Annotated in this window: 6 protein-coding genes and 7 pseudogenes; 2 read left to right on the top strand and 11 right to left on the bottom strand. The window is 65.8% G+C overall.

What is annotated here, in order from left to right; all coding sequences use genetic code 11:
• The 4 pseudogenes from ACFQJD_RS02805 to ACFQJD_RS02790 form a co-directional block, all read right to left on the bottom strand.
• Positions 1 to 303, bottom strand: a pseudogene (locus ACFQJD_RS02805) (ABC transporter permease subunit); the annotation flags it as partial.
• Between the two features lie 63 nt (positions 304 to 366).
• Positions 367 to 1,478, bottom strand: a pseudogene (locus ACFQJD_RS02800) (transporter substrate-binding protein).
• Positions 1,479 to 1,874: 396 nt separating this feature from the next.
• Positions 1,875 to 2,395: pseudogene (locus tag ACFQJD_RS02795) on the bottom strand (Lrp/AsnC family transcriptional regulator).
• Between the two features lie 24 nt (positions 2,396 to 2,419).
• Positions 2,420 to 3,201, bottom strand: a pseudogene (locus tag ACFQJD_RS02790) (aminotransferase class III-fold pyridoxal phosphate-dependent enzyme); the annotation flags it as partial.
• Positions 3,202 to 3,254: 53 nt separating this feature from the next.
• Between ACFQJD_RS02790 and ACFQJD_RS02785 the strand changes: the two are divergent.
• A pseudogene (locus tag ACFQJD_RS02785) lies at positions 3,255 to 4,105 on the top strand (IS5 family transposase).
• Between the two features lie 352 nt (positions 4,106 to 4,457).
• Positions 4,458 to 4,724 (top strand): DUF7344 domain-containing protein, encoded by a 267-nt coding sequence (locus ACFQJD_RS02780; RefSeq protein ID WP_379795994.1) that lies wholly within the window; start codon positions 4,458 to 4,460, stop codon positions 4,722 to 4,724.
• 74 nt (positions 4,725 to 4,798) lie between these two features.
• Here ACFQJD_RS02780 and ACFQJD_RS02775 read toward each other — a convergent pair.
• The 7 genes and pseudogenes from ACFQJD_RS02775 to ACFQJD_RS02745 form a co-directional block, all read right to left on the bottom strand.
• A pseudogene (locus tag ACFQJD_RS02775) lies at positions 4,799 to 5,398 on the bottom strand (aminotransferase class III-fold pyridoxal phosphate-dependent enzyme); the annotation flags it as partial.
• Positions 5,399 to 5,636: 238 nt separating this feature from the next.
• A complete protein-coding gene (locus ACFQJD_RS02770; RefSeq protein ID WP_379795992.1) occupies positions 5,637 to 5,960 on the bottom strand; it encodes a DUF7261 family protein in 324 nt (107 codons plus the stop codon).
• Complete coding sequence (locus ACFQJD_RS02765) at positions 5,957 to 7,711, bottom strand: DUF7263 family protein (protein ID WP_379795990.1); 1,755 nt, start codon at positions 7,709 to 7,711, stop codon at positions 5,957 to 5,959. Before ACFQJD_RS02765 ends, ACFQJD_RS02770 begins: the two co-directional genes overlap by 4 nt.
• Positions 7,704 to 7,895 carry a DUF7289 family protein gene (locus tag ACFQJD_RS02760; protein WP_379795988.1) on the bottom strand — a complete coding sequence of 64 codons (192 nt, stop codon included), beginning with the start codon at positions 7,893 to 7,895 and terminating at the stop codon, positions 7,704 to 7,706. Before ACFQJD_RS02760 ends, ACFQJD_RS02765 begins: the two co-directional genes overlap by 8 nt.
• 77 nt (positions 7,896 to 7,972) lie before the next feature.
• The gene (locus tag ACFQJD_RS02755) at positions 7,973 to 8,419 is read right to left on the bottom strand and encodes a DUF7289 family protein (RefSeq protein ID WP_379795986.1); all 447 of its coding nucleotides are present in this window, start codon (positions 8,417 to 8,419) and stop codon (positions 7,973 to 7,975) included.
• Positions 8,416 to 10,327: pseudogene (locus ACFQJD_RS02750) on the bottom strand (type II secretion system F family protein). The gene ACFQJD_RS02755 and the pseudogene ACFQJD_RS02750 overlap by 4 nt, the downstream one beginning before the upstream one ends.
• Positions 10,324 to 12,573, bottom strand: a complete 2,250-nt coding sequence (locus ACFQJD_RS02745; RefSeq protein WP_379795984.1) for a type II/IV secretion system ATPase subunit — start codon at positions 12,571 to 12,573, stop codon at positions 10,324 to 10,326. Before ACFQJD_RS02745 ends, ACFQJD_RS02750 begins: the two are co-directional and overlap by 4 nt.
• Between the last annotated feature and the right edge of the window lie 124 nt (positions 12,574 to 12,697).

Below are 12,697 nucleotides of genomic sequence, written 5' to 3'. Positions count from 1 at the left end.
GGAACCGGAACGCCGGCGAACGAGCCGCCGAGCTGGATCCGGACCACCTGCGTCAGTATGAGGCTCAATCCCCAGGTGGCGACCAGCGTGTCGATCAGCCGGTCGTACATGTGGCGGATGAGCAGGCGCTCGACGACGAGTCCGAAGACGCCCGTCGCGAGTCCGCCGACGCCGATCGCCGCGATCAGCGGGAGTCCGAACTGGTATCGAGGTCGAGTACGCGCCGATCATGATGAACTCCCCGTGGGCGAAGTTGATGATGCCCATGATGCCGAAGATGATGGCGAGGCCGATGCCCGCCAGTGCAGGCGTCGAAGAAACTCAGCATCAACACGAGGAATCGGAAAAGTTCCTCGACGACTGCCATTAAGCGAGATCACCCTCGTCAGGAGTCAGATACTCCGTCTTCGGGTCGTCCCACGTGCTGTCTTCGACCAGGTTACTGGTTGCGGAACCACTCGCTCGTCTGGACGTTCTCGGCGATCGGCTGATCCGTCTCGTTGCCGCCCTGGTCGAGGAAGGTGATGCTGTGGTCGTCGTTGACCTTCGCGAGCCACATGTTCTGCGTGGCGTGGTGCGTCTCGCCGTTGAACGTGATCGTCCTTTCGGCGATTCGAGTTCGAGACCGTCCTCGTAGGCCGCGAGAACCTCCTGCTGATCGACGGTGCCCGCTTTCTCGACTGCCTTCCAGTAGAACCTGATCGCGTTCCACGCGTCCGCGATCGAGAGGAAGACGTACCCGCCGTTCTCCTTCGTGTAATCCGGGTTGTTCTCCTGGAACTTCTGGACGAACTGCCGGTTTCGCTCGGTGGGAATCTCCTGGAAGTAGCTGAAACAGGAGTACGTGTCGGACATCACCGGCGGCTCGAATTTGACGTGTTCGTACGTCCCCGCGATGTTCGCGAGCGACCCGTACGGGAGGTCTACTCCGGCGGATTCGGCCTGCTTGAAAAAGGACAGCTGCGACGAGCCGACGAGCAGGCTGAGGATCCAGTCGGGGTCCTCCTCTTTGATGCGGTTTATCGTCGAGCCGAACTCGGAGACTTCGAGCGGGATGAACTCCTCGCCGACCGGCTCGGCCCCGTTCTCTTGGGCGTAATGTCGCGCGTAGCGGTTGCTGACGCGCCCGTAGTTGTAGTCCGCGACGAGCGCGTAGTAGTCGGAGCCGAAGTTCTCGACCATGAAGTCGATCAGGGGGCGCTGCTGGGAGGTGAGGGTCGTGTTGAGGACCATGAACTCGTCGCAGACGCCGCCCTCGTACCAGTCGTTGTAGCTGAACAGCTGTTTGTTCTCGTCGACGATCGGACGGAGCGCCTCCCGTTCGAGCTCAGCAGCGCTCCGAAGATCATGTCGACGTCGTCCTGCTGGATGAGCTTCCGGGTCAGGTTCTTGTACTTCGTGTTGTCGCCCGCGGGGTTGTAGTCGATCCACTCGACTTCCCGGTCGAGGAGCGTGTGATTCTGCTCTTCGAGCCACATCTTCGTGGCCGCGTCCTTCCTTGCCGACGAATCCCATGGGGCCGCTGTTGTCGTAGAGCGTCCCGATCTTGATCGGCTCTGCGCCGCCTCCACCGCCGAACTGTCCCGTACAGCCGGCGATCGAGACCGCGCCCGTACTCACCGCGACGGATTTCAGGAACCGACGTCGGGTGTTCCCGCTCTGACCGGTCGGGTCGCCTTTCTCGGTGCTATCGCTTGCGGTTGTCTCTCGTGACATCGGTTCGCCTATCTACCATAGCGCCATTTAAATTTGCTGATCCACCATCTCGATTATCAGAGTAATTTAGCGACAGGAGCCGACATTAGCAAAATTGTGTCACTATATCGCCAAACCAGAACAAAGATCAATATTTCCGGTCGACGGCCGACGGCTCCTCACCCGTCGGCGTCGAGGACGGCGTCCCGCGCTTCCGGAGTGAGGTTCGCCACCACCGCGGCGTCGCTGTCGAACTCCTGCATCACGAACTTCGACGACGTCTCGTTGACGCCCTCGAGCGCGCGACGACGCGGTCGACGAGGTCGTTCAACTGATCGCGCGTCTGGACGCGGCTCAGAACGACGAAATCGACGTCGCCCATCGTGTAGTAGACCCGTTCGACCCCGCGGATATCGACCAGTTTCTCGCCGATGTTCTGTGAGTAGCCCGTCGTGGTGACCGAAACGTCGGTGATCGCGACCATCTCCAGGCCGAACGCGAGCGGGTCGACGTCGGCAGTGACGCCCTCGATGACGCCTTTCTCCTTGAGTTTGTTCAGTCGGTAGTGGATCGCGGGCTGGGAGATGTCGAGTTCGTCCGAGAGCGTCTTCAGGCTGACGTCGAAATCGTCCTCGATTCGTTCGAGGATGGCGAGGTCGGTCTCGTCGAGGTCGGGTATCGACCGTAATGTGTCGTTCATAGGAGAGAGAACCGGACGAAGCGCCTACGTCGTAGAGACCGAATCCATGGCGGCGTCGGAGACTTCGAGCGCGGCGTCGATCGCGTCGATCGCCTCGTCGATTTCGTCTTCGGTGATCGTCAACGGCGGCGCGATGATCAGGGTGTTGATCATGTTCGCGACGTACGTGCCGTGTTCTTTGGCCCGCGCGGACACCTCGTCGACGACCGTGCTACCGGGGCTGATCTTGTCCTCTCGCGTACCGAACGGGACGCGTTTCTCCGGTGTTTCGTGAGTTCGATGCCGCGGAACAGACCGACGCCTCGCGTGTCGCCGACGCTCGGATGTTTCTCCGCGAGGTCCTCGATCCGCTCGCCGAGGTACTCGCCCTCGCTCGCGCGTTCGATGAGGTTCTCCTCGCGGTAGGTGTCGATCGCCGCGTTCCCCGCCGCGACGGCCGCGGGATGGCCGGCGTACGTGTGGCCGTGACAGAACATGTTCTCCTCGAAATGCTCGGCGATCTCGGAGGTGACGATCGTCGCGCCGAGCGGCTGGTAAGCGCCGGTCAGCCCTTTCGCCATCGTCATGATGTCGGGTTCGACGTCGAAGACGTCGCAGCCGAACCACTCGCCGGTCCGGCCGAATCCGGCCATCACCTCGTCGCAGATGAGCAGAGCCCCGTGATCGTGGGCGATCTCTTTGAGTCGCGGGAGATACTCGTCCGGCGGCACGAGGATGCCGTTCGAACCCACGATCGGTTCGACGAGCACCGCGGCGACCGTATCGCCCTCGAGTTCGAGCATCTCGTCGATGTATTCGACGCTCTGGCCTTGTTGAAACCCTTGCTGGCAAACATGATGGACGAGTAGTCTGAGACAGGATGGTTTCCCTTCCGAAGTCACGTCTCCTCCGTTTCGTTGAACGAGCTATAGTGCTGGCTCGCCGTACCGTTTCTCGGTTTTCGACTCGATATTCACGGAAGCGATTCACGCTCCGCCAGCACGTCGTTCTGCTCTGTCTCAAGGTGAAGAAGACGACCACCTACCGCGACCTCGTTGATGAGCTCATCGAGATGCCTCGCATTCGTGACGCCCTTGATCTCGATTCGATCCCCGCGCCCTCGACACTTTGCAAGGCTTTCGACCGCTTAGAGATGGCCGTCTGGCGGGTTCTGCTGAACGGTTCACTTGCGGACGTGCCGCTGAACGGTGTCATCGGCATTGATGCGTCCGGATTCGAGCGGGCGCATGCATCAACTCACTACACGAAGCGAACCAACCTCACCATACAGCAATTGAAGACGACGCTGTTGGTCGATACAGCGACCAACGCCATTCTCGATGTTCACGTGACGACAACGCGAAAGCACGATACGCAGATTGCACCACAGGTAGTGAAACGGAACGCACAGTACATCTCGATCTTGACCGGTGACAGGGGCTACGACGACCAGAAGCTCCGGCAACTCGCCCGGGAGCTCGATATTCGCCCGGTCATCAAGCACCGCGAGTTCACACCCTCCACAAGGCGTGGAATGCCCGGCTGGACAGCGATCTCTACAATCGACGAAACATGAACGAGACAGTCAACGCGGCGATTAAGCAGAAATTCGGCGCGTTCGTGCGGTCGCGCCGCTGGTGGAAGCAATTCCGCGAACTCGTCATCAAGTGCGTCGTGTATAACATCGAGCGGGCGTTCGCAGTCGCCGAGAACAACTGTGGATCGGCGTAGTGCCGATACCGACGGATGGTGAAGAGACGTGGTAGCTTTGCTGAAACCACGTCGCAGTAATTCGACAATCATGCTACAACACCCACAACCATTTCCTCTCGGGAACCAAGACACCGTACGGGCCAGCACACACTGTGCGTTTAGCCCCAACGGTGGGCGCTGCTTGAAACGGGAGTACCCGTTCGCAGTCATCCATTTCTCTTCGCGCATCGGTTGCGCGGAACGCATCATTAGGTGACGCGTTTCGCAACAAGAGCGATCAGCAAATGTCAGCAAAAAAATCGAGGGGAATGGCGGATCACTGAGTGAACTGTTCGAGATTCTCAGCCACGAGTACCGCCGCCGCATTCTCATGGCTGTTGCAGAGCAAAACCCGCAGGATGAGGACGACATCGCATCGGAGTTGAGCGCGGATGGGCACGAGGAAGATGGTGACGCGCTGGACACACTACACCTGCAACTCTATCACGCCCATCTCCCAAAGCTGGCCGATGCAGGATTCGTCGATTGGGATCGGGATACCGGGACTATCACACGCGGCCCACAGTTCGAGGAGATCGAGCCCCTTCTCAGATTGATGCACGACCATCAGGACGAGTTGCCAACCGGCTGGCCGTAACCTTCTACAGTTGGTTTAGTGAGCGTCGTCTTCAATAAGAAGGGAATAGATCTCGGCAGAATGGGCTGAGTTGTCATCACCAGAGGGTTAACAAGGCCGACGCTCTCCATCGGATCGAGCGTCGACCCGTAGGCGTACGGGTCGGGGGCCTTGATCGTCCCCGGAATCCCCGGCTCCGCTTTCAGTCGGCGGGGGTCGCCAGTGACGCTGATCGAACCGTAGGTCGCGCCGTGATACGAGCGGTAGCGCGAGACGATTTTCTGCTTGCCGGTGTAGGCGCGCGCGATCTTTATCGCCGCTTCGGTCGCTTCCGTTCCGCTCGTCGAGAAGAACGTCTTCGAGAGGTCACCCGGCGTCACCTCCGCGAGCTTCCGGCCGAGTTCCGAACGGGCCTCGGTCGTGTAGTTCGGCGCGATGTACGCCGTCTCGCGTACCTGCTCGTCGATCGCGTCCGCGACGGCGTCGGCCGAGTGGCCGAGGTTCGAACACATCAACTGACCCGAAAAGTCGATATACTCGTCGCCGGCCGCCGTCGTGAAGCGAACGCCGTCCGAGTCGACGACCTGGGTCGGACTCACCTCCTTCTGGAACGACCACGTCCCAAAGACGTGCTCTTTGTCCGTCTGCTCGACTTCGTTCAGTTCTGAACCGCTCGTAGGCTCTTGTTCCGACATGCTATATGCCAATCACTGATCCACCCCTGATTAATCTTTGGCTAAACCATGAAACAATGAAATTTGATTCAATTAATCCGCTCTGAATAGTGCGTTCAGCCCCATTTTCTCGTTTCTTCGGAAATATAATCCATCTCGTGGCGAGCGGAGCGACGGCGACGGGACGGACCGCTCCGCTGGAACGCCGTCCGCTCGGCGGGTCCGGGAGCGACGGTGGATCGGGGGTCGACGCCCGCGTTCACGACGCGTCCGTGCACCCCAGGAACGTGAGTCGAGGCGACGCTCCCGTTGACGCCCCAGTAGACGTACGTCGCCGACGCGTGGCCGCGGCGCTCCGGGCGGTGACGTCGAACGCCGCAGCGACGACGACGGTCTGGTTCGCCCGCGACTGCGCGACGACGCCGCCGGTGGCCGCGCACGGTTCGAACTCGCGCAGTTCCCCGCCGGGACAGTGCGTCTCGGCGAACCGATCGGCCGCCGTGTCGTTGAACGCGACGGCGTAGTCGACCCCGTCGAGCGCCGGCGTCGTCCAGTCGGCGCAGGTCGGCGGCGAGTCGGTCACGGACCCGCGTCGCGACGACGTCTTCGCTGCCGTTCGCGTACTGGCCCGCCGTGGCAGCCGTGGCCGCCCGGACCGACCGCTGGAGATAGCCGTCGGCGTCCGCGAGGGCGTCGGCGTCGTCGACGCTCGACCGGACGTCGGGATGGTGTCCCAACTGGACGTAGGCGACGAGCATCGGAACGAAGGCGACGGCCACGGCGACGGCGGCCACGAGGACGAGCTGTCCCCGCGGAGCGTCCGTCATCCGTACCACGCAAGGTGACGGGTCCGTGCCGCGTCGACGCCGTCGTCCGGCCGACGGCCACCGTCGACGGCGGCGCGGGGCCGAACGTCCCGACCGGCGTCCGGACGTGGATCCGAACCGTCGCCGGGACGAGTTTCGTGAGATGCGACCGAGCCGCGGGCCGTTCGCGCTCGAACGACGCCGGCGTGTGCGCGAGCGCTTCGAGGAGCGTCCGGTTTCCGGCCGTCGCCGGCGTCGCTCCGAGCGTCGTCGCCGCGTCGTCCGCGTACCGATCGAGTTGTGCCGAGTCGGTGGGCGGGCCGGCGAGGCCGAGGCCGAACCCCGCGGCGACGCCGAGAATCAGGAGGACGCCGACGCCCGCCTCGAACACCGACAGCGAGAGCTGTCCCCAGCCATCGACGGTCACCGTGAGCGTCCGTGCCGTGGTCTCCCGGCGACGATACGCGAGCGCGACCGTCCCGGAACTGTTCTGCGTCGCCGTCACCAGCCGGAGCGTCGTCGGCCCGGTCGCGGAGAGCGAAACCGTCGTCGTCCCCACCACGCCTCGCTGTGCGTGGAGAACGACGCGGTCGTTCGCTCGGACCGACTTCACCGTCGCATCCGCGCCCGCATCGATCCGCAGGCGGACGCGTTCGACGCCGCGCGGCAGGCGAACGGTTCGACTACGCGAGACGTTCACCGTCCGATTGACGGGCGTCCACGTCGCGACGAGGACGCCCCGACGAACGGTGACGCCGGAGACGGGCGTTCGTCGCTGCACCACCGTCTCGTCGTCGAGGGCGATCCGGAGCGGACGCCCCTCCGCGGCCGGTGCGAGACGGTCGACGTCCGCGGCCGTCAGCCGTTCGACGCTGCTCCCGTTCACGACGTTCGCCTCGGCGGTCCACGGCGCGTCGGCCACGACGAGGCGGTCTGCGACGGCGGCCGCTGCGTGGCGCTCCGCGGGGCTGCGGTCCGCACCCGCCAGCGCGCCGTCGGCGACGGCGACGCCCAGCGTCGTCACCGTCGTGAGCAACACGAGGGCGACGACCAGCGCGAAGAGGTTCGCCTGAGCCCTGCGGGACGGCGCGTTCATCGTAACGTCACCCGAAGCCCGTCCCCGCTTCCCCGAACGGCGACGGTGGCCGGCCGAGCGCTCTCCCACTCGCCCTCGACGCGGACGACCCTCGACGGAAGGCCGAGGGCCGTCTCGCCGCCGATTCGCGGATGCGGGTGGTCGAGCACGAGCGCCCGCCCGCGGGCGCGGATCGAATAGCCCGCGCCGCGGCGTCTCGGGGAGGTCGACGCGGAGTTCGACCGACACGGCGTCGCCCGTCTCCGGGACGGCCGATTCGACGCGGTCCGCCGCCGAGACGAGCGTCCGATCGCCGAGTTCGGCACCGACGGCCGCCCGGTAGGACGGCACGACGCCGCCGTAGAGCACCGTCGTCAACAGGACGATAAAGAGGACGACGATGCCGGCTTCGAGCAGTTTGCCGACGACGGGCGCGACGGCGCGGTCAGGCACGCCGAATCACCAGCCCCAGGTCGTGAACGGTGACGGACGCCTCGTCGACGGCGGGGAACCGAGCGACGACGCTGACGACGCCGTCGTCGTCGAACTCCCGGCGAGAGGTGCTCGCGCCGCGATCCTCGAAGAACCGCTCCCAGACGCCGGGCGTCGCCGTCTCCACGGCGAGACCGTACCCCACCTGCTTCGTGAACGTCCGACGGTCGTGGGTGGCGTTCGTGCGGAGGATCGCGCCGTCCGCCCCGGGGGCGAATCCGGTTACGCCGTCGGTCCCGAGCGTCGGGACACCGACGAACAGGCCCCCCTCGCCCGTCGAGATGGGTGGCTCGACGCGGAGGTTCGCGCTCCCGGGACGCCCCGTGACGACGGCACCGCCGAGGTAAGCGACGCGAGCGGAGTGCTCGCCGTAGACGAGGGCGTCCGCCCGCCAGACAGCGAGCGTTCGTGGGCCGTCGACGAGACGGACCGTTCGGGCGGCGGTTCGGAGCTGGCCGCTGAGACGGCGATCCGTCGTTCGTGGGGCGTCCCGGCGTGAGGGTCGAGGGCGGCGTCGAAGCCGCGGACGACCCGTCCCGTCTCCGCCGCCCGCGAGCTATCCTCGACGACGGTGCCGATCGTCGCCGTGAGCGCGGCGAGACTCAACACGGTCATCGCGAGGAGCAACGCGACGCCGACGACGGCCGTCTGCCCCCGGCGAGCGGTCATATCATACCCACCCCGGCAAAGACGGCGTAACAGACCGCGACGAGCGAGCCCGAGTGCAACAGCGCCTCGTACCGACCGCGGCTCGCCGTCCCCGCGAACCACCCCGAGGCGAGCATCGTCGCCTGCGTGACGACGTAGATGCGAAAGCGCTCCCGTGGCAGGTCGATGGCCGTCGCGTTGAGGACGTACCCGCCCGGTCCCTCGACGGAGGAGAGCTGTGCGAACCCGTCGAACACCTGCATCCCGACGGCGACGGCGATGCCGATGACGAGCAACGCCGTCGTCCATCCGACGGCGACGTAGACGAGGAGATTGGACCGGAGTTCGCGCTTCTCGTGGTAGAGGCGGCCGATTTCGGTCTGGAGCGTGTCGAACACCGCGCCGGCGTCGCTCCCGGCGTCGAGCGCGCCAGTCACCAGCCCGACCGACTGTTCGGCCAGCGGCGTTCCGACCCGGGAGACGAACCGATCGAGCGCCGCGGCCCGCACGTCCACGTCGGTGGGTTCGCGGGTCGCGAAGCTCAGATTCAGCGCCAAATCGGCCACGTCGGGGTTCAGCGCGCCGAAGTCGACGTCGCGCGCGACGATCTCGACGGCCTCCTGAAACGGCCGCCCGAGGTTGACGTGCCCCGAGACGGCGTGGGCGAAATCCTTTATCTGCCGGTCTTTCGCGTCGTCGAGTCGCGCCCGGCGGACGGAGACGAGGCCGACCGGCACCGCGTAGGCGACGTAGCCGAGCAAGACCACGTTCGTCGGCCGGTAGCCCTCGTACCAGAGCGCGCCGGCCGCGGCGACGGCGACGAAGACGCCGACGGCGGCCGCGCTCGCCGGGTTGATAGCGGCCGTCAGCACGACGTCGGACGCCGACGCCGGTCGTTCGTACGCGACGGTCTGTCCCGGCGGCCGGAGTTCGCCGACGACGGCGCTCGCGCCGACGCCGAGGACGAACACGAACGCGGCGCTCGTGTAGACGACGACGGCGCGCGCGGAAATCGTGCCCAGCGGCGTCGCGACCGGTTCGGAGAGTCCGGGAGCGATGACCGCGAGGACGGTCAACACGATGACCAGCAGCGTCGGCAACACGAGCAGGACCATGAACATCTCGGAGAGCAGTTCGAGAAAGCCCTGTGCGCGCTGCCTGGCCCGGTCCTGCCGGTGGCCGAGCATCCGGCTCTCCATCTGGAGATACGTCGCCAGTTCCTCCTCGCCCTGTTCGGCGTGCTCGCGGAACTTCAACAGGAACGGCGAGAGCAGTTCGCGGGACGGCGTATCGCGGGCGACCCGTCGCAGTCCCTCGTTCAGGCTCCCGGTGAGCGCCGTCGTGTTCAACACCTTCCGGGTCGCCACCGCGGTCTCGCCGTAGGCGTCCGTACTCGCCACCTTTCGGAGCATCTCGCGGTGGCCGTCGCTCCCCGACGAGAGGACGTACAGATACCGCACCGCACCGGGCATCGTGCGTTCGACGTCGCTTCGGCGGGCCGACGCACGCCGCGAGATAGCGCCCGCCGAGGCGAACGGTCGCCGCCTTGGCAGCGCCAGCGACGACGAGGGCGGCGGCGACAGCGACGGCGATCCGCGGGACGTACGGGAGGCCGTCCCGTCGAACGACCGGGAGGCTGGCTTCGAGAACCGCGGCGATCGCGTCCGGCAGGTCGGGCGACGCCGTGACGACGACGAGTCCCGTCACCAGGGCCACGACGACGGCGACGACCCACGACGCGCCGTAGACGCGGGCGAGGAAGACGTCGAAACTGATCCGGAGGTCGGTGCCGCGGTAGTGGCGTCGGTCGCGGGCGTGGCGTCCGCTGTCGGCGTTACGGGCGAACAGGGCGTACAGCACCCGATCGAGCGCCGACAGCGAGGCCGCGGCGGGCGCGGGCTCGGCGGCGGCGACGGTCCCCTCCGTCACGCCGATCCGCCCCGTTCGCCGTCGGCGCGTTGCCGCCGGATGCGTTCGACCGTCGCCGCCTCGTCGGTCCGCAGATCCGAGATGAATCCGAACAGCCGGTCGAAGTCGGTGACGTCCTCGCGGACGAGATACTTGACGTAGCGGTGCTTGCGGTGGAACTCGGCTTCGACGGCCTTGACGTCCCGGTCGGTCCGGTCGGCGATGCGGTGAAAGAGGCGGAAGCCGAGCGCCCGCCGATCGTCGTCGAGTTGCGGGTGGTCGTAATCGAGGCGGAAGGTGCCGTCGGTGTCGCGTTCGGCGACGCTGTTCCAGTAGAGCGTCCGCCCGCCCTTCTCGACGACGCCGGAGCGGAGGTGGCCGGTCCCGTCACGGTCGTCCAGCGTCTCGTACTCCGACTCCGAGAGGAGTTCGACGGCCTCGCTGACGTACCGGTCGCCGTCGACGTGGTGCGGGAAGACCACCAGGTCGATCTCGCGCAGCAGATACGGCGGGAGTCCCTGCTCGATGACGCGGTTGATGAGCGTGTCGACGTTCTCGGCGTGGGTCGTGCCGATGACGCCGTGGCCTGTGTTGAGCGTCTCGCCGAACGTCTCGAAACTCGCGGGAGTGTTGATTTCGGCGATGACCTCGACGTCCGGATTGAGGTAGTTGGTTTCGGTCATCAGTTTCGCCATCGAGACGCGCTTGTACTCGTTCTCGTGGTCGCGCGTCGTGAGCGAGATGCCCGTCTCGTGGGGGAGTCGGACTTCCCGGGACCCCTCGTCGATGCTGACCGGTCGGTCGTCGTAGGGGACGAACGGCATGTGGGCGTTCATGAGCGTCGTCTTGCCGACGCCGGTCGGTCCCGAAAAGAGGACGACGCCGTGGTGTTCGTAGAGCAGCCACAGGAGCGTCACGAGCTCGGTCGAGATGGCCCCGTGACCCACGAGGTCGACCGGCGTCATGGCGTCGCTGGCCTGTTTGCGGACGGAGACGTGCGGGCCGTCCTCGGAGATGACCGGGAGGGCGACGGCACAGCGGATGGTCTCCTCGACGCCCGGCGGGTCGAGATTCACCTTCGCGCTCGGGCGACTCGCGTTCAGTTCGGTGCCGTCGTGGGCGGCGAGTTGCGTGACGATGTTGACGAACTCCGTCTCGTCGTCGAACGAGAGATTCGTCGGCACGCGACCGACCGGGAGTTCGTCCGCGCGCGGGATGACCTTCACGCGTTCCCCGACGCGGTTGGCCTCGACGTCTTCGAGATGCGAGTCCCGAATCGGGATCGTCAGCGCACCGTAGCCGACGTAGTCGCGGAGGACGTAGTAGACCAGGTCGTCGAGGCGGTCGGTGGCGTACCGACTGTCGACCGGCGGGAGCGCGAGGCCGTACTCGGCGAGAGCGGCCCGTATCCGGTAGCGGGTCGCCTCGAGCCACGCCCGCGTGTTCCGGGCGGTGAGCCGACGGGAGAGGAACTGTCGCGCACGCTCGCGGACGAAAGCGTGTCGGTTCTCGACTACGTCGTCGACGTTCGCCTCCCAGATGCGCTCCTTGCATTCGTCGATGAGGTTCTCGTCGCCCGGCAGCAGGTCGGGTTCGAGGACGGCGTACTTGGTCGAGAAGTGGTCGTTGCCGAGGAGGTTCTCGCGGTAGATGACCACCTCGACGTCGAAGCCCGCGAAGTCGACGGTGTACTTCCGGAGGCGCTCGCCGGCCACCCGGTCGACGAACGGCGCGTCGGCGTCGTATCGCGTCGTCGCCGGCGCGTAGTTTTCGGTGTGGACGACCACCCGACCGTCGTCCTCGACGACGTCCACGACGTCGATGCGGTCGTCGAGCGCCAGCGGCGTCAGTTCGTCGAGCAACCGGAGTTCACAGAGCGCGTGGTAGGTGACGCGCCGCCACGCCGAGGGCGACACGTCGAGCAGGCGGTCGAGGACGCGCCGGTATTTCGGCTCGAATCCGCGCGCCGCACGCTCGACAGCACCCTCCCGGGTCAGCGGCCGGCGGCGGTTGACGACGGTGAAGTGGTCGCGAACCCGCGAGAGCGCTCGGTCGACGCGCGGACCGAGACTCGGTTCTCGGATTCGATACTCGAAGCCTCGTTCGGTTTCGAGGATCGTGGCGACGACGCCCGGGTGGATCTCGTACTGCGAGCGGACGTCGGTCGCGTACCACGCGTCCGGATCGCCCGGGGGCAGCGGCGGAGGACGGCTTCCTCCCCGTCTTCCTCGGGGACGCGACCGATCTCGCGACGGTCCGTCGGACATGGCACGCGATCCCGCGCGCTCGTATTTAAAATTCGTCCGTGATTATCTAGATGGATAATCGGGCGATGACGGCTCGGTCCGACGCGCCACCTCGCCACCGATGCGACCACCCCGCTCTCGGAGT

It is taken from the genome of Haloplanus sp. GCM10025708 (genome assembly GCF_042663985.1).
Classification (GTDB): Archaea; Halobacteriota; Halobacteria; order Halobacteriales; family Haloferacaceae; genus Salinirarus; species Salinirarus marinus.
Note: the sequence above shows the minus strand (reverse complement) of the source record. Positions and strands in the feature narration are given on the sequence as shown.